The 13,618-nt window shown below is 68.1% G+C and carries 25 protein-coding genes and 1 tRNA gene; 17 read left to right on the forward strand and 9 right to left on the reverse strand.

Annotated elements, in window-relative coordinates:
• Nucleotides 1–7: 7 nt before the first annotated feature.
• Nucleotides 8–1,636, forward strand: coding sequence for a N,N-dimethylformamidase beta subunit family domain-containing protein (locus tag ACZ5WG_RS15440; RefSeq protein ID WP_468723419.1), 1,629 nt, complete (start codon nucleotides 8–10; stop codon nucleotides 1,634–1,636).
• 123 nt (nucleotides 1,637–1,759) lie between these two features.
• A complete protein-coding gene (locus ACZ5WG_RS15445; RefSeq protein WP_468723420.1) occupies nucleotides 1,760–2,158 on the forward strand; it encodes a VOC family protein in 399 nt (132 codons plus the stop codon).
• A gap of 58 nt (nucleotides 2,159–2,216) precedes the next feature.
• On the opposite strand, the gene ACZ5WG_RS15450 is transcribed toward ACZ5WG_RS15445, so the two are convergent.
• The 9 genes from ACZ5WG_RS15450 to ACZ5WG_RS15490 all read right to left on the reverse strand — a co-directional run bounded on the left by ACZ5WG_RS15450 (nucleotide 2,217) and on the right by ACZ5WG_RS15490 (nucleotide 7,797).
• Nucleotides 2,217–3,071: a hypothetical protein gene (locus ACZ5WG_RS15450; RefSeq protein ID WP_468723421.1), complete on the reverse strand. Its 855-nt coding sequence runs from the start codon at nucleotides 3,069–3,071 to the stop codon at nucleotides 2,217–2,219.
• The gene (locus ACZ5WG_RS15455; RefSeq protein WP_468723423.1) at nucleotides 3,068–3,277 is read right to left on the reverse strand and encodes a hypothetical protein; all 210 of its coding nucleotides are present in this window, start codon (nucleotides 3,275–3,277) and stop codon (nucleotides 3,068–3,070) included. Before ACZ5WG_RS15455 ends, ACZ5WG_RS15450 begins: the two co-directional genes overlap by 4 nt.
• 285 nt (nucleotides 3,278–3,562) lie before the next feature.
• Entirely contained in the window at nucleotides 3,563–4,321 is a 759-nt protein-coding gene (locus ACZ5WG_RS15460) for a hypothetical protein (protein ID WP_468723424.1), read from the reverse strand.
• Nucleotides 4,318–5,070 (reverse strand): hypothetical protein, encoded by a 753-nt coding sequence (locus ACZ5WG_RS15465; RefSeq protein WP_468723426.1) that lies wholly within the window; start codon nucleotides 5,068–5,070, stop codon nucleotides 4,318–4,320. Before ACZ5WG_RS15465 ends, ACZ5WG_RS15460 begins: the two co-directional genes overlap by 4 nt.
• Nucleotides 5,067–5,396: a hypothetical protein gene (locus tag ACZ5WG_RS15470; RefSeq protein ID WP_468723427.1), complete on the reverse strand. Its 330-nt coding sequence runs from the start codon at nucleotides 5,394–5,396 to the stop codon at nucleotides 5,067–5,069. The genes ACZ5WG_RS15465 and ACZ5WG_RS15470 overlap by 4 nt, the downstream gene beginning before the upstream one ends.
• Before the next feature lie 122 nt (nucleotides 5,397–5,518).
• A tRNA-OTHER gene (locus ACZ5WG_RS15475) sits at nucleotides 5,519–5,602 on the reverse strand.
• Entirely contained in the window at nucleotides 5,601–6,917 is a 1,317-nt protein-coding gene (locus tag ACZ5WG_RS15480) for a hypothetical protein (RefSeq protein ID WP_468723429.1), read from the reverse strand. The genes ACZ5WG_RS15475 and ACZ5WG_RS15480 overlap by 2 nt, the downstream gene beginning before the upstream one ends.
• 60 nt (nucleotides 6,918–6,977) lie before the next feature.
• Nucleotides 6,978–7,160, reverse strand: coding sequence for a hypothetical protein (locus ACZ5WG_RS15485; RefSeq protein ID WP_468723431.1), 183 nt, complete (start codon nucleotides 7,158–7,160; stop codon nucleotides 6,978–6,980).
• Between the two features lie 136 nt (nucleotides 7,161–7,296).
• Nucleotides 7,297–7,797, reverse strand: a complete 501-nt coding sequence (locus ACZ5WG_RS15490; protein ID WP_468723433.1) for a helix-turn-helix domain-containing protein — start codon at nucleotides 7,795–7,797, stop codon at nucleotides 7,297–7,299.
• A gap of 236 nt (nucleotides 7,798–8,033) precedes the next feature.
• Between ACZ5WG_RS15490 and ACZ5WG_RS15495 the strand changes: the two genes are divergently transcribed.
• The 15 genes from ACZ5WG_RS15495 to ACZ5WG_RS15565 all read left to right on the forward strand — a co-directional run bounded on the left by ACZ5WG_RS15495 (nucleotide 8,034) and on the right by ACZ5WG_RS15565 (nucleotide 13,604).
• Nucleotides 8,034–8,240, forward strand: coding sequence for a helix-turn-helix domain-containing protein (locus tag ACZ5WG_RS15495; protein WP_468723435.1), 207 nt, complete (start codon nucleotides 8,034–8,036; stop codon nucleotides 8,238–8,240).
• The gene (locus ACZ5WG_RS15500) at nucleotides 8,237–8,509 is read left to right on the forward strand and encodes a hypothetical protein (RefSeq protein ID WP_468723436.1); all 273 of its coding nucleotides are present in this window, start codon (nucleotides 8,237–8,239) and stop codon (nucleotides 8,507–8,509) included. The genes ACZ5WG_RS15495 and ACZ5WG_RS15500 overlap by 4 nt, the downstream gene beginning before the upstream one ends.
• Nucleotides 8,510–8,607: 98 nt before the next feature.
• Complete coding sequence (locus ACZ5WG_RS15505; RefSeq protein WP_468723438.1) at nucleotides 8,608–8,826, forward strand: hypothetical protein; 219 nt, start codon at nucleotides 8,608–8,610, stop codon at nucleotides 8,824–8,826.
• Nucleotides 8,823–9,062 (forward strand): hypothetical protein, encoded by a 240-nt coding sequence (locus tag ACZ5WG_RS15510; RefSeq protein WP_468723440.1) that lies wholly within the window; start codon nucleotides 8,823–8,825, stop codon nucleotides 9,060–9,062. Before ACZ5WG_RS15505 ends, ACZ5WG_RS15510 begins: the two co-directional genes overlap by 4 nt.
• On the forward strand, nucleotides 9,055–9,390 hold the full coding sequence (locus ACZ5WG_RS15515) for a hypothetical protein (protein WP_468723441.1): 336 nt from the start codon (nucleotides 9,055–9,057) through the stop codon (nucleotides 9,388–9,390). Before ACZ5WG_RS15510 ends, ACZ5WG_RS15515 begins: the two co-directional genes overlap by 8 nt.
• Nucleotides 9,387–9,569, forward strand: a complete 183-nt coding sequence (locus tag ACZ5WG_RS15520; RefSeq protein WP_468723443.1) for a hypothetical protein — start codon at nucleotides 9,387–9,389, stop codon at nucleotides 9,567–9,569. The genes ACZ5WG_RS15515 and ACZ5WG_RS15520 overlap by 4 nt, the downstream gene beginning before the upstream one ends.
• Nucleotides 9,566–9,757 (forward strand): hypothetical protein, encoded by a 192-nt coding sequence (locus ACZ5WG_RS15525; RefSeq protein WP_468723445.1) that lies wholly within the window; start codon nucleotides 9,566–9,568, stop codon nucleotides 9,755–9,757. The genes ACZ5WG_RS15520 and ACZ5WG_RS15525 overlap by 4 nt, the downstream gene beginning before the upstream one ends.
• A 94-nt stretch (nucleotides 9,758–9,851) precedes the next feature.
• Nucleotides 9,852–10,187 (forward strand): hypothetical protein, encoded by a 336-nt coding sequence (locus ACZ5WG_RS15530; protein WP_468723446.1) that lies wholly within the window; start codon nucleotides 9,852–9,854, stop codon nucleotides 10,185–10,187.
• Nucleotides 10,184–10,468 (forward strand): hypothetical protein, encoded by a 285-nt coding sequence (locus ACZ5WG_RS15535; protein ID WP_468723447.1) that lies wholly within the window; start codon nucleotides 10,184–10,186, stop codon nucleotides 10,466–10,468. The genes ACZ5WG_RS15530 and ACZ5WG_RS15535 overlap by 4 nt, the downstream gene beginning before the upstream one ends.
• Nucleotides 10,465–10,848 (forward strand): hypothetical protein, encoded by a 384-nt coding sequence (locus ACZ5WG_RS15540; RefSeq protein ID WP_468723448.1) that lies wholly within the window; start codon nucleotides 10,465–10,467, stop codon nucleotides 10,846–10,848. The genes ACZ5WG_RS15535 and ACZ5WG_RS15540 overlap by 4 nt, the downstream gene beginning before the upstream one ends.
• 116 nt (nucleotides 10,849–10,964) lie before the next feature.
• Nucleotides 10,965–11,345, forward strand: a complete 381-nt coding sequence (locus tag ACZ5WG_RS15545; protein WP_468723449.1) for a hypothetical protein — start codon at nucleotides 10,965–10,967, stop codon at nucleotides 11,343–11,345.
• Between the two features lie 102 nt (nucleotides 11,346–11,447).
• On the forward strand, nucleotides 11,448–11,630 hold the full coding sequence (locus ACZ5WG_RS15550; protein WP_468723451.1) for a hypothetical protein: 183 nt from the start codon (nucleotides 11,448–11,450) through the stop codon (nucleotides 11,628–11,630).
• Nucleotides 11,627–12,484 (forward strand): PD-(D/E)XK nuclease-like domain-containing protein, encoded by an 858-nt coding sequence (locus ACZ5WG_RS15555; protein ID WP_468723452.1) that lies wholly within the window; start codon nucleotides 11,627–11,629, stop codon nucleotides 12,482–12,484. Before ACZ5WG_RS15550 ends, ACZ5WG_RS15555 begins: the two co-directional genes overlap by 4 nt.
• Nucleotides 12,481–13,356 (forward strand): hypothetical protein, encoded by an 876-nt coding sequence (locus tag ACZ5WG_RS15560; protein WP_468723453.1) that lies wholly within the window; start codon nucleotides 12,481–12,483, stop codon nucleotides 13,354–13,356. The genes ACZ5WG_RS15555 and ACZ5WG_RS15560 overlap by 4 nt, the downstream gene beginning before the upstream one ends.
• Nucleotides 13,353–13,604, forward strand: a complete 252-nt coding sequence (locus ACZ5WG_RS15565; RefSeq protein ID WP_468723454.1) for a hypothetical protein — start codon at nucleotides 13,353–13,355, stop codon at nucleotides 13,602–13,604. The genes ACZ5WG_RS15560 and ACZ5WG_RS15565 overlap by 4 nt, the downstream gene beginning before the upstream one ends.
• Nucleotides 13,605–13,618 lie beyond the last annotated feature (14 nt).

Genomic DNA, 13,618 nt, shown 5'->3' on the forward strand with positions numbered 1-13,618 from the left:
GCCCTCCATGGATCAGGAGCACATAGCCGGGGCCGGCAACGGCGACGGCGCGGGCAGGCGGCGCTTCCTCACGATCGCGACGGGTGCGGCGACCGCCGCCGGGCTCGGGGCCGTGGCGGGCTGCGGGAACGGAGCCGCCGACGGGGCTGACGGCGGGCCCGCAGGCAAGGACAAGGGGGCCACGCCCGGCGGACGGGGCGGCAAGGGCGGGCCGGCCGGTTTCGATGTCAAGGCCGAGAACGCCAAGCCCGGGAACGGCGACTGGCATGTGACCAAGGCCGGCCCGGCCCGGGCCATCGAGGGCTTCGCCGACAAGGTCAGCGTCCTGCCCGGCGAGTCCTTCGGCCTGCACGTGTCCACCACCGCGCCCCGGTTCACCGTCTCCGCCTACCGGATGGGCTGGTACGGCGGCGCCCGGGCCCGGCTGGTGTGGCGGTCCGAGGCCCTGCCCGGGGTACGCCAGCCCGAACACACGGTGGATTCCGCGACCCGGATGGTCCGCACCCGGTGGCCCCGTACGACCACCGTCGACACGAAGGACTGGCCGGAGGGCTGCTACCTGCTGCGGCTCGACGCACAGGGCGGCGAGGGCCAGCGCTTCGTCCCGGTCACCGTGCGCTCGGCGGCGAGCGCCGGCCGTACGGTCGTGGTGAACGCGGTGGCGACCTGGCAGGCGTACAACCGGTGGGGCGGGTACGGCAGCTACGACGGACCCAGCGGCGGCTACGCGTCGCGCTCCCTCTGCGTCACGTTCGACCGGCCGTACGAGTACGACGACGGCGCGGGCCTGTTCCTCGTGTACGAGGCCCCGCTGCTCGCCCTCGCCGAACGGCTCGGCATACCGCTGGCCTACGCGACGACCACCGACGTGGCGCGGGAGAAGCGGCTGCTGGAAGGGGCAGCGGCGGTGGTCTCCCTCGGCCACGACGAGTACTGGTCGCCCGAGCAGCGGGCCCACTTCACCGCCGCCCGGGACGCCGGGACCAACATCGCGATCCTGGGGGCGAACTGCTGCTTCCGCCGGATCCGGCTGGAGCCCTCCGATCTCGGGCCGGACCGTACGGTGGTCTGTTACAAGTCCTCCTACGACCAGGACCCCGGATTCAAGCGGGGCCACCCGGCCACCGTCGACTTCCGCTCGGCGCCCGGCGCCGACCCGGAGAGTTCGCTGCTCGGCGTGATCTACGACGGCTACCCGGTGGACGCCCCGTACGTGGTGACCCACCCCGGCCACTGGCTGTTCGAGGGCACCGGCGTCAGGGCGGGCGATGGCTTCGCGCACCTGGTGGGGGTGGAGTACGACAGGGTCAACACCGGGTTCCCGACGCCCCGGCCGATCGAGATCCTGGCCCACTCCCCCGTGGTGTGCGAGGGCCGGCCCAGCCACCAGGACACGGCGTACTACACGGTGCCGAGCGGCGCGGGCGTGTTCGCGACCGGGACCATGCGCTGGGTGGAGGCCCTGGACGCCACGGGCGACGGCCGCAACGGGACCAACCACGGCCTCGATGCGAGGGCCGGGGCGCTGTCCACCCGGGTGACGGAGAACCTGCTGCGGGCGTTCGCGGCGGGCCCGGCCGGGCGGACGCATCCCGCCCAGGACAACGTCAAGGCCGTGTACGGGGGTTCGCCATGACCGGAATGCGGTGGACTCGACCAGGAAGTGGCGTTTAGGATCGTGATCACGGCATCGCGTGTCGGTCACCGACCGGGTGAGACATGGAGGTGCCCGTGATGTGCCTTGCGGAGGCATTCACTCATGTCAGTGCAGCTCAACCACACGATCGTCCACTCCCGGAACAACAGGGAGGCCGCCGAGTTCCTGGCGGACATCCTCGGCCTCGAGGTCGGCACCGAGTGGGGCCCGTTCATCCCCGTCGACACCGCCAACGGCGTCACCCTCGACTTCGCGACCGCCCCGGCCGAGTCCATCACCGTCCAGCACTACGCGTTCCTCGTCTCCGAGGAGGAATTCGACGTGTCGTTCGGGAAGATCCGGGCAGGCGGGGTCCCGTACTTCGCCGACCCGCACATGAAGCAGCCCGGCGAGATCAACCACAACGACGGCGGCCGCGGCGTCTACTTCCTCGACCCGTCGGGCCACGGGATGGAGATCATCACCCGCCCGTACGGCTACGTGGAACCCACGGCCGGCTAGGACTCGTCCGGTCGATCATGCTGGAGCCAGATGGTGAGGGCTGCGGCGGTGGCGGGTACTAGTTCGCGAAGGGGTCCTCGGGATCCATCTTGCTGGTGATGGGGTGGAACTTGCCGTCTTGCTCGTACAGGTACTGCTGCCCGCCATTGCCCGAAGCCACCGTGAACTCCTTCTTGTCGTTCCTCCTCACCTCGGTCGTTCCGGAGACCCCGTCGCTCGACCACTCGATCGAGAGCGTGAACCGGTGCACGTCGGCCGAGGTGAAGGCAACGATGACGAAATTCTCGGTATCGCTCTCGGACACCTGCACGGGGAAACCGCGAACGCGCATCTGCCCCGAAGCACTTTGGCCTTCCTTGAAGGCGAGGGCGGGTGTCTTCTTGTCGAGATTTGCCGCGAAGCGGCTCATGTTGGCGTCGCCGCAGGCCCCGCTGTACCTCAGACGCAGGCTGGACTTCGGGAGGGGCTGAGTCTCCTGCGGCTTGATGGCGATGTTCTTCACCGTGACAGCGCGTGCGGTCTTCCCCTGCACATTGAGTTTAATGATCGTGTAGTCGGCGGTGACGGCCCCATGGGCGTTACCGAACGCCTCCAGCCTCTTATGAAAAGCCGCTGCCTCATCCGCAGTGGTGACCGCCTTGTTACGGCCGAGTTCGGCTGCCGCTTCGTTCAGTGTGGGCGGCTTCAGGAAGACCATCCCGGCACCACCGTCGCAGCTGTCCCAGGGGTTCACCTCCTCCACTGTGAACGCCAGCGGCGCGGCGTCCGAAGCTTTGGAGTCACGGGTTGCAGTCGGGCCGACCGCGTTGCTGTCTCCGCACACCGACCCGGCGGAGCACTCGTTCGTGGAACAACCCAACAGCAGGAATCCGGTGCACAGGGCGAGCGCGGCAACGGTGCTGTACTGCTTCATTTGCCGGCTTCCCCCGTCGATGTGTTCGAACCGTCGCCGAAATTGGTCTGGTTGTCGCGGCCGCACACGGCATGATTCCTGCATTCGTTCCTGTCTCCGCCGATGGTGTCCGTGGCCCACAGCGTCGCCAGCACCCCGGCGATCGCGGTCAGGGTGGCCAGCGCCGCAAGCCAGACCCGGCGCCGGTCGCCACTGTTCATCGTCATCTCTCACCCGCATCCCGAAGAGGAGCCACCATCGTAGGGATCGGGACGCAGCCCTCTCCCCGTATGCGGAAAAGACCAGTGGAACGGGGGACCGGTGGAGTCGATCGCCCTCGGGGTCCTCGTGAACGCCGATACATTCGGCTGGTCTGCCCCCGCACCTCAATCGCTCCGGCGCTGCTCCGCCGCTGAGATCAGTAGCAGATCTCCAGCATGGCCGCCACCAGCGGACCCCTGCTCGCCGTCACCTGCACCGACGCGCACCGCTCTGGGTTGATGGCCGGGCCGTCACCAGTTCCCATAGGTGTCCACCAGGTTGGCGATCAGCGCTGTCAGGGCGTCGACTCGCCGGCGGTCCTCGCGCTGCTCGCGCAAGGCTTCGTCGGCGGCCCGCAGCCGGGTCAGCGCGGCCGGGTCCTGGTCCTCCACGTCGTAGATCAGCGGATCGGTGACCAGATCCAGGCACTCGGTGAGCAGCCGACGGGTGGCAGGGGACGGGGGGTCGAGGTCGGGGTCGGCGTAGGGAGTGGTCAGGTAGTGCGCCGGATCTGTGAGGCTCCATCCGACGACGACGCCGTGCTGGACCAGCAGCGCCAGGTCGGGGGCGATGCCGATGCGGGCCTCCAGCGGCTCGTCGAGGACATCGAGGTCGCGCAGAGAGGTCAGCACGGTGTCCCCGGGAACGCGACACAGCACCGGGCACATCTCGTGCCGGAAGTCCTGGACCTCGTCCGCGCGGAGCCCGCCGGGACGTAGCGCCGGCAGGGCGGGAACGCGGTCGGTGCTCTCGCAGTTGGGGGACGTGCACGGCATCTGGAATTCGGCCCCGACCAGCCGCCGGCTGTTCGGGTCGAACCGGAGGACGTCGGGGAAATCCCACAGGAAGTGCTGGCTGCCGAAGGTGTCCAGGACGAACCGCTCGCGCTCCTTCTCGTCCGCATACTGCACAAGGCGCACGGAGTCCCCTGTGAAACGGGGGGTGATGTGCAGCGGTTCGTCCGTCACCGTCGCGCGCCAGCCGCCGTCGAATGCCGGATTCATGCTCATCCGTAGTCCTCGACCAGTTCCCCGATGAGCGCGAGCAGGGCGTCGGCTCGGTGACGGTCCTCGCGCTGGCCCCGTAGAGCCTGGTCGAGCGCCCTGAGTGTGGTCAGGGCGACCGGGTTCCGATCCCTCACCTCATCGAACAGCGATGTCGTGACCAGGTCCAGGCATCGGGTGAACAGCAGCCGGGTGGCCGGGGCTGGAGGAGCCGGGTCCGGTGCGGCGAAACCGCTGGTCAGGTAGCGCACGGGATCCGTGAGGCACCAGCCGACGACGGCGCCGTGCTGGACGAGGAGCGCAACGTCGGGTGCGATCCCGACACGGGCCTCCAGCGGCTCGTCGAGGACGTCGAGATCGCGCAGGCAGGTCAGCACGGTGTCCCTGGGAGCGCGGCAGAGCTCCGTGGTCACCTCAAGGCGGAAGTCCCGAGCCTCGTCCGCGCGAACACCCGCTGGCTGGACGGTGGGCGTGGCGGGAACGCGGGCGCAGTCCTCGGTGTCAGCAGCCTCACCGGCTATCTGGAACTCGGCACCGACCAGTTGCCGGCTGACGGGATCGAACCGGAGTTCGTCGGGGGTGTCCCACAGCCATGCCGTACTGCCGAAAGTGCCCATGAGGAACCGCTCCCGTTCCTCCATGCTCACGTACGGCGCGATACGCACTGAGAAGTCGCGAAAAATGAAACGCGGGGTGATGCGCAGCGGGTCGCCGGTCGCCGCTGCGGTCCAGTCGCCGTCGATCGTGAGTCTCATGGTGAATGCCACCTCATCTCACCTGCACTGCGGGAGGCTGGTAGCCGTTCCTGCCCGGGATTCCTGCCCTCTACTACGTCTGCGTGTGTGATCGGCGCACCGGGATCGGTGGGCGAGCCACCGAGCGCCGTGAATCCGGACGGGCCCTTGATGCCCGACGAGCCGTATGCCGTGATGACGTTGCCCGCCCCCATACGGTCGGCCCGCACGACCACAACGTCCTCACCTTGGCGAAAGATCAGCATTCCGGTGCATGTCGGCGTCGGCGTGGGGACGAAGGCCTGCTCGTTGCGCTTCTGGCCGGTGGCTTTCGCGTGCTCGGTCACTGCGGCCTGAAACCTCGCCCGCCCGCTCCCGGCACGCCGCCGGAGCTCGATCAGTTCGTAAAAGGCCCAGGCAGATTGCGTCTGACCTGGGCCTTTGGCGGTGAGCTACCCGCTCACGGAAGCAGGGGCGGCAGGATTCGAACCTGCGACATCTGGTTTTGGAGACCAGCGCGGTTCTCGGGATTCACCACCGATGACCAGCCCCTAAGCCGCTTCGGCCGAGTCCTCGATCACCGCTTGGGGGGTTTTTAGGAGGTCGACCCTCCCCCACAGAGTTCGAAGTCCCAGGCTGCGCATGCCGCTCCAGAAAATCTCTTCCAGACCGTCGAGCCTCTCCTGGCGCATCGCCGGCGTCGGATGCTGATAGACGCTCTTGATACCCGGCCGACGGTGCCCTGCCTGCTCATAGGCCAGCGCCGGTCGCACGCCGATCTCATCTTGGTACGTGTCGTGGGTGTGCCGCAAGGCCCTCATGTCCAGCCCCGGCATGATGGGCTCCCAGGCCACCCTGTGCGACACGCCCTGCCGCTTCTCCCGCTCCGGACGACCGTCTGCCGCGGGGCGCATCTGGCGAGACCAGTTTCCGGTCCACCAGGGCCTCCCGTTGGGCTGGCAGAACACGAAGTCGTGGGGCCAGTCTTCGAGGTGGTGCTGCAGAAGCCGCGCCAAGAAGGGAGGCAGGTCGATGCTCCGCACGGAGGTCTCGTTCTTCGGGGGCTCAAGCACCTTGACCGTTCCGAGCTTGGCACCATCCTCCGCCCGCCTGGTGTACTCGACGTATTCCTGGTGCACGCGAATCGTAGGGCAGCTGAAGATCCCGCCCTTGAAGGACTGACTTCTGGTACGCAGTACATCGTCTCGATGGAGACCGATGCCCTCCGAAAACCGCAGACCGGTAAAGGCAGTCGCCAGGACGTGCAGCCCCTTCGCCGGCCCCATGCGCTGGGCCAGCTCGATCACGACCTCCGGCGGGGCCCACATCTCCTCTTGCTCGGTCTTCCTCTTGCCCTTCGAGTTGGCGCCGCCCGATGACTTGCCGCGCCGGCGCCCGAAGAGCGGATTCACTGGGATGTGACGGGAGTCGACGGCTCCGGTGAGGATGGAGGACATCAGGGTCACGGAGTGGTCGACGCGCGACTCGGCCACCGTCAGGTTGGTGGCCCATGCCTCGACGTCGAACCAGTTGATCTGCATCAACGGCGTGTGCTCCCACTTCGGGAAGATGATGTGCTCCAGGAGGAGCCACCAGCCGTCGATCGTCTTGCCGCGCCGGGTCGCCCTGGCCTTCATCCACTCCCGGGCCCACAGCCCGAAGTGCTTCTTGCCGAGTTTGGGGTCGATCCAGGTACCGGCGCGGACGGCGGCCTCCTGGTTCTCTCCCCACTCCACCGCGGTCACCTTGGTGGGGAAGCCCGATTCGGTCCCGGTGGTGCCGTCGGGCTTCTTGTACTTGACCCGCCAGGTGTACTGCTTGGTCTGCTTGCCGTTGCGGACCTTGTAGACCTTTTCGGCCCAGGCCATGGCACAGCTCCTTTCCTAGGGGGTAGCCATGCTGATGCAACGTGGTTGTCCGTGGGTGCGCTACGCGCAGGGCACGGCCGTTTCGAGTGACGGAGCACCGGCGACGCCGCGCAAGTGGGCGTTCACGAGGGTGATTCCAGCAGGGGTCAGGCGGCCCTGCTCGTCACAAAGGCTCGGGTCGACGTAGACGAAGTTGTGCTCACCGGTCAGGTCGACCCACACCCCGGTGCTATCAGGAAGCACGCATCCGCACAGAACATGAACACACATCTGGGTCACCCCGCCCGTCGAGTTGGGGCCCCACCGTCAGCGAGTTCAATGCAACCACACTTGCTAGTGACGCGGGAGAGGTTCGCGTGACAGAACCGACCCTCTTCCGCTACGGGGTGTCGCGTCCGGTCGGGTAGCTGATTTCGCGGAGCGCGGTCTGTACGCGGCGCCAGGCTTCAAGGTTCCGCTGCCGTTCCTCAGGGGTCGGGTTCTTCGAAGCGCCCTTGGCGATCACCGTGACGCTGGTCCCGTCAGGCAGATGAATCACCTCGGTGTCAACGAGGGGGGCGTCCCGCTCCAACTCTTCCTGGACCGTCATTGGCAGGCCGGCCGCGGAGGGGAGTGCCGCCGATGTGGAGCCCTGCCCTTCTTCGGCCAGCCGTGGCTCCTCGCCTCGCAGGACAAGTTCCGGGGAATCCGCAGTCCAGCCCACCAGCTGCGCGTAGGCCCGGATCGTCCCGGTGACCTTGTTGAATCCAGCCCCACGTTCGATCGCCTGAATCGGGGTGCGCGTCACTCCGAGGCGATCAGCTACCTCCACCTGCGTGAGGTTCTTCCGCTTCCGCGCTTCCGCCATGGCTCGCCCGAGCCTCTGCCACTGGTCTCCCATGGTTCCACATGATGCACGACATCCATGCAACCCCCTAGCCGCAATCCGGGCTTTTGACCTGCACGGAGGCTCGAAATCGAAGCTTGAAAGTTGCATGAAGCGGGCGCACAGGGGGCGCGAAAGCTCGCGGCACGGCTACGCCGGTGGAGGGCGCGTAGCCCCAAGGCTCCGCGAAAGTAGCGCCAACGTAGCCCGCAGGCTTGCCAGAGAGGGCTCGGAAAGCTAGCTTTAAGAGCGTGAGACCGCACGGAAGCGCAATCCGATTCCGCCGGAAAGCTCTGCACATGAGCCTTGCAGAACTTGGCGCCCTGACAGGCATCGACAAGGGCCACTTGTCCAAGGCCGAACGGGGGCTGGCCGGACTCGGCAACGCCAACATCCGCAAGGTCGCGGACGCACTGAGAGTGCGCATCCCTGACATAACGCACTTGGAGGAAGAGTGAGCGCCCCCAGCGCCATCGAGAAGCTGCCGCGGACGCCTCAGATCCGCCCCAACCTGCCGGCTCCGAGTTCCGTCGAAGGCGAGCTGTTCCACTACAAGCCCATCGAGGCGGCCCAGTGGCTCCCGTTCTCGGGACGCAAGCTCCTGGAGATGGCCTACCGACGGGAAATCGAGCACGTGAACAACGGCAACCGGATCTGGTTCTCGGGCCTGAACATCCGTGCCATCACGCTGCAGTTCACCGTAGCCCCGTTCAAGTCCGCCGCCTAGCTGCGGCTATGCGGCCCCGACCGCCGGTCTCTACACCGCCGGCCGAGGCCTCCCGATCCACCCCTCACCTGCACCTACATGCAAGGAGAAGAGGACCCGTGAACCACATCATGCCCGATCCGGTCGTGGACCTGATCGAGTCCCACTACCCGGATCGCATCAAGAACGCGGCCCGCGACATGCGGGTGGCTCGTAGCCGCTGGCTGCTGTGCCGGACCTCGTTCACCGCGGAGGGCCATGAGTACGCGATCGCCGACATGCACGCCGCAGCGAAGGTGCTAGCGACGTACCCGCAGGCAACGGAGGTCGTCCGATGAGCACTCTCCTCACCGTTTCCGAGGCTGCCGGGACTCTGCTGAACCTGTCTGGCCTGGGGCACCGTTACACCGCCCAGGACGCACAGATCGCCCTCCGCGAGATGGCGGCGATCGATTACATCCGGGTCGTCAGGCTGCGCCGCGGCATCTACGTGCCCCGCGAGGAACTGACTGGCCTGAGCGTGATCGACGTATTCACCGCGACGCTGCTCGAGGCGGGTGAGTCTCGTGCCTGACATCCTCCCGATCGACACCGGCTCTCCGGCCCGCGCCGAGCTGACCCCGGCTGCTGGTATCGCCCGCCTGGACATGCCGCTGCCGCAGCTGGTGGCCGCGCTCCGCAAGCCGTACCAGCCGTCGCCGGAGGAACTGGCCCGGCAGGCCGCCGCGGCCGAGCACCTGGCCCAGGTCGCCGCTGAGCAGGGGCTGACCCCGGAGGAATACGCCAAGACCGGCGGCAAGGCCGAGCGGCGACACGACGTCCTCGACCTGGACGCCGACTCCTCCTGCCCGTTCGAGGGCGCCTGCCGCTACCCGTACCTGACCGCCGGAGGCCAGTCGTGAGCGCCGAGCTGAAGCCTCGCCCGGAGGACGTACTGCAGGGGGTGCTGGTCGCGCTGGACCGGAACTACCAGGAGCTGTTCGGACCGCCCGCCGCGTGGTCGGTGGCTGTCATCGACTCCTACGCAATCGACGCCCACCTCGCCCGGATGCGGGCCACGAACTGGGGTGAGGCGGCATGACCCGCATCGAGACGACGGTCCTGTCGGCTGCCCTGTGTGACCCGGAGGCCATTTCGCGGCTGGGCGCCCCGCTGGTTCGGGCGCTCGGGCTGGTGACGGTTGACCCGGACTTCGCCGCCACCGTCGCCGACGGACTCTTCGAGACGGACCCCGACGTCTGGTTCGACAGCCTTCGGAGGCCGCGATGACCCTCCGCCGTGCCCGCTGGTTCACCGGCCTCGCTGCCGCCGCCTCGCTCCTGCTCCTCGCCCTCGGGCGCCATCTTCAGACCGGAGGAACCCGATGACCGCCGACTTGGTGGGCGAAGCGCAGGCCCAGATCAAGCTGCTGCGGACCGGCCTGAACGCCGCGCACGAGATGAGCGGCCACATGCACCAGGTGTTCGGCGGGTGGGGCGAATGCGCCCCCTGCGAGAAGGCCAACGACGAGTGCGACAGCGCCTTCGCCTGCGACAGCTACAAGACCTGGCAGCGCGAGCACATGGCCGGTCTCACCGCACGGGCCGAGCTGGCAGTCGAGCAGCTCGGGCGCCTCCTCGCCGAACGCGACGAGCAGATCGCGCACCTTCTCGCCGCCGAGCCCACCCTCGACGACGACCAGCCGGGAGTGCCCGCATGAGCCGCCTCCTCGTCGAGATCGACGGTGAGACCGTGCCGCTCTCCGACTGCTTCTGGATCCGCGCCAACGCTGCGGGATGTGCCTACAGCTCCATGTGGGCCGGCCCCAGTACTGCCTCCGCCGACCTGGCGTACCGCGAGTTCGTGCCGCTGAAGCGGGACCGTGACCGCGAGACCCGGCAGGGGTGGACGGTCCGTCTCCTCACCCCCACGCAGTGGCGGGAGAAAGCCCAGCCCTGCTTCCTCGGCAAGTGCGAGCACCGGAAGGCGGACGCGGCATGAGCCTCCTCGGTATATCCCGTCCGCCGCGTGCCCACCGGGCGGTCGACGAGGTGGTCCGCCTCCGCCACCTGCTGGCCAAAGCGCGTGCCGGTCTCGGCCTGTTGCGCCACCAGCTCGACCAGGCGAACGCCGCCCGGGACGGCGCGAACGCGAAGGTCAGCTACCTGGGCGAGGTCGAAGCCCAGCTCGCCGAGACGACGCAGTACGCGGCAGGCCTCGAGGCGAAGGTGACCGCGCTCCGGGCCCAGCTCGCCAACGCCCGCAAGGTCGGGGACCTGCCCGCCCACCCGGCGGTCACGGAGACGCAGTGGATCCCGGTCGTACCGCTCCACCTGGCGCCCTTCGCCAGCACCGACCCGGCCCACGTGCCGGACGCCTGAAAGCCCGCCGGGCCGGCTGTGCAACGGCCAGCCGCCCCGGCGCTCCAACCACACGCAGGACGCCCCCGCCGCGGCGAATGCGGCGGGGGCGCACCCCAAGCATCCCAGGAGACACCGTGCCCGACCAGCTGTACACCCAGGACGAACTCAGGGCCGAAGCCGCCCGCTGGGTCGGCGAGGACATCGACGGCCTCGAAGTGATCACCGCCATGGCCGACCGCGAACCGTGGGTCTACCTCGACGACAACACCTTCAACGACGCCTACGCCGAGATCCGACGCCTCATCGACTCGGCCGCCGACACCAGCGTCTGGGCCGTGAGCCTTGGCGCTGACGGCCTGGAGCCCGACTTGCACTCCCTGCAGCTCGGCATCGACCCGGGCGCCGGAGACAAGCCGCGCGTCCGCATCCAGTTCGCGTTCGCCCCCGAGATGGCCGGACCCGAGCGCGACGCCTTCGTCGTCGAACTGTCCAAGGCCATCGCCGAGAACCTCTGACCCATCCCAGACCGGCCGTCGAGCGCTCCCACGCTGCTCCGGCCACGGGCCGCCCCCACCTCCCCCCAGGGGGCGGCCCGATCCATCCCTGAAAGGCGAGCAATGGCCACCACGCCCGAAGACCGCATCGACGAACTCGAAGCCCAGCTGGAGGAAGCCCTCGACAAGCTCGTTGATCGCGACGACACGATCGACGACCTGAAGCGGAAGAACGAGGCCCTCGAAGAGAAGGTCCAGAACGCCACCGACGCGGCGAACGAGATGCTCAGGGACCTGACCCGATGAGCACGACCATCGAGGCGCCCGCGCTGGGCCTCCACCCTGATCTGCCGAACAGCGAGTATCACGCCGATAAGACGTCGCTCTCCTCGTCCGGCGCCCGCAAGCTCCTCCCCCCGTCCACCCCGGCCAAGTTCCGGTACGAGCAGGACAACCCGCCGGCCGCAACGAAGACGTTCGACTACGGCAACGCCGCCCACAAGCTCGTCCTCGGCAACGGCCCCGAGCTGATCCTCGTCGACCACGACACGTGGAACACGAACGCGGCCAAGGCCGAGGTCGCCGAAGTCCGGGCCCGGGGCGGGATCCCGCTCAAGCAGCACGAGCTCGACATGGTCAAGGCGATGGCTGCCGCGATCCGGCAGCACCCGCTCGCCGCCGCGCTCCTCGACCCGGATCACGGAGTCCCTGAGCAGTCCGGGTTCTGGCTCGACGGACCGACCGGGATCCGGCGCCGCGTCCGCTTCGACTGGCTACCGGCCGCCCGCTCAGGACGGCTGATCATCCCCGACTACAAGACGACCGACGACGCCAGCGACGAAGCGATGCAGAAGTCCATCGCCAAGTACGGCTACAACTGCCAGGCCGCCTGGTACGAGGAAGCCGCCCTCGCGCTCGACCTTGGCGGCCCGGACAGCGAACTCCTGCTCATCGCGCAGGAGAAGAAGCCGCCCTACCTGGTGAACGTCATCGGCTTCGAGTTCTTCTCTCGCGAGATCGGCCGCGCCAAGAACCGGGTCGCGATCGAGAAATTCGCCGAATGCACCGCCTCCGGCATATGGCCCGGCTACGGCGACGAACCCAACTACCTCGCGCTCCCCGGCTGGGCCGAGAACCGTGACAAGGAGATCTACCTGTGAACTTCCCCGCCCAGATGCCGACCGCCCCGGGCGCTGACCGTATCGGCCAGTCCACCGCGGTCGAGCAGAGTCGAGCCGTCGCCGAAGTCCAGGCCGCGATCTACGTGGCCCGCCAGTTCCCCCGCGAAATCGACCGTGCTCGTACCGGCATGCAGTCCGCCTGCGGATCGATGGCCCTGGCCAGCAAGGCGTTCTACCGGTTCCCCCGAGCCGGCGGCGCCGTCGAAGGATCCACAATCCACCTCGCAAAGACACTCGCCCAGACCTGGGGCAACATCCAGTACGGCGTCAGCGAAATGCGCCGCGACGACGACTACCGCCAGTCCGAAATGCAGGCCTGGGCCTGGGACGTCGAAGCGAACACCCGGCACGTCCTCACCTTCATCGTCCCGCACGCCAAGTTCGCCGGCGGCCAGGTCAAGGCCCTCGAGGACCTGCGCGACATCTACGAGAACAACGCCAACAACGGCGCCCGCCGCCTCCGTGAAGCGATCTTCGCGGTTATCCCGGACTGGTTCATCGAAGAAGCCGAAGAACTCTGCCGGAAGACCCTCGACAAGGGCGACGGCAAGCCGCTCGCCGACAGGGTCGAAGGCGCCATCGGGATCTTCCAGAGCCTCGGGGTGAATGCGGAGCGACTCGAGCAGAAGCTCGGCCGGAAGAAGGACCAGTGGACCGGCGCAGACCTCGCCCAGTTGCTGATCACCCACCGGTCGATCCAGCGGCGCGAGATCGCGGTCGAGGAGGAGTTCCCTCAGGCCCGCATTACCGGCGCCGAGATCAAAAAGAACGCCGGCCGTAAGCCGAGCGGACCGCCCGACGACGACCCGTGGGCCGGCCAGAACGTAGCCAAGCCCGGTGGTGCCGCGTGACGAACATCCGCGAGATCGCGGCCGAGGAGCCCTGGGGCCGAGGCGTCAGCGCCTTTGAGGCCGTCACCAGCGTCGTCTCTCTGCACATCGCCGAGGCCCTGCTGAACAGCCACTCCGAAGAGGTCCGCAGCTGGGCGCGTGAGCTGACCCACGAGCTGGTCCGCGAACGGATCGACCTCCGCCAGGAGATCGGCGCCCACCTGCTCCGCAAGGCACTCGGCAAGCCCGGCGACGAGCCGCCCTTCTAGCCCGCACCCGGGGG

The organism is Streptomyces sp. NPDC032745 (assembly GCF_055579465.1).

Bases quoted from the DNA above. Each gene is read 5' to 3' on its own strand.
- ACZ5WG_RS15480 (WP_468723429.1), bottom strand. From the start codon at position 6,917: ATGGCCTGGGCCGAAAAGGTCTACAAGGTCCGCAACGGCAAGCAGACC.
- ACZ5WG_RS15445 (WP_468723420.1), top strand. From the start codon at position 1,760: ATGTCAGTGCAGCTCAACCACACGATCGTCCACTCCCGGAACAACAGG.
- ACZ5WG_RS15555 (WP_468723452.1), top strand. From the start codon at position 11,627: ATGAGCACGACCATCGAGGCGCCCGCGCTGGGCCTCCACCCTGATCTG.
- ACZ5WG_RS15510 (WP_468723440.1), top strand. From the start codon at position 8,823: ATGAGCACTCTCCTCACCGTTTCCGAGGCTGCCGGGACTCTGCTGAAC.
- ACZ5WG_RS15440 (WP_468723419.1), top strand. From the start codon at position 8: ATGGATCAGGAGCACATAGCCGGGGCCGGCAACGGCGACGGCGCGGGC.
- ACZ5WG_RS15535 (WP_468723447.1), top strand. From the start codon at position 10,184: ATGAGCCGCCTCCTCGTCGAGATCGACGGTGAGACCGTGCCGCTCTCC.
- ACZ5WG_RS15525 (WP_468723445.1), top strand. From the start codon at position 9,566: ATGACCCGCATCGAGACGACGGTCCTGTCGGCTGCCCTGTGTGACCCG.
- ACZ5WG_RS15450 (WP_468723421.1), bottom strand. From the start codon at position 3,071: ATGAAGCAGTACAGCACCGTTGCCGCGCTCGCCCTGTGCACCGGATTC.
- ACZ5WG_RS15460 (WP_468723424.1), bottom strand. From the start codon at position 4,321: ATGAGCATGAATCCGGCATTCGACGGCGGCTGGCGCGCGACGGTGACG.
- ACZ5WG_RS15530 (WP_468723446.1), top strand. From the start codon at position 9,852: ATGACCGCCGACTTGGTGGGCGAAGCGCAGGCCCAGATCAAGCTGCTG.
- ACZ5WG_RS15550 (WP_468723451.1), top strand. From the start codon at position 11,448: ATGGCCACCACGCCCGAAGACCGCATCGACGAACTCGAAGCCCAGCTG.
- ACZ5WG_RS15490 (WP_468723433.1), bottom strand. From the start codon at position 7,797: ATGGGAGACCAGTGGCAGAGGCTCGGGCGAGCCATGGCGGAAGCGCGG.
- ACZ5WG_RS15455 (WP_468723423.1), bottom strand. From the start codon at position 3,277: ATGACGATGAACAGTGGCGACCGGCGCCGGGTCTGGCTTGCGGCGCTG.
- ACZ5WG_RS15465 (WP_468723426.1), bottom strand. From the start codon at position 5,070: ATGAGACTCACGATCGACGGCGACTGGACCGCAGCGGCGACCGGCGAC.
- ACZ5WG_RS15540 (WP_468723448.1), top strand. From the start codon at position 10,465: ATGAGCCTCCTCGGTATATCCCGTCCGCCGCGTGCCCACCGGGCGGTC.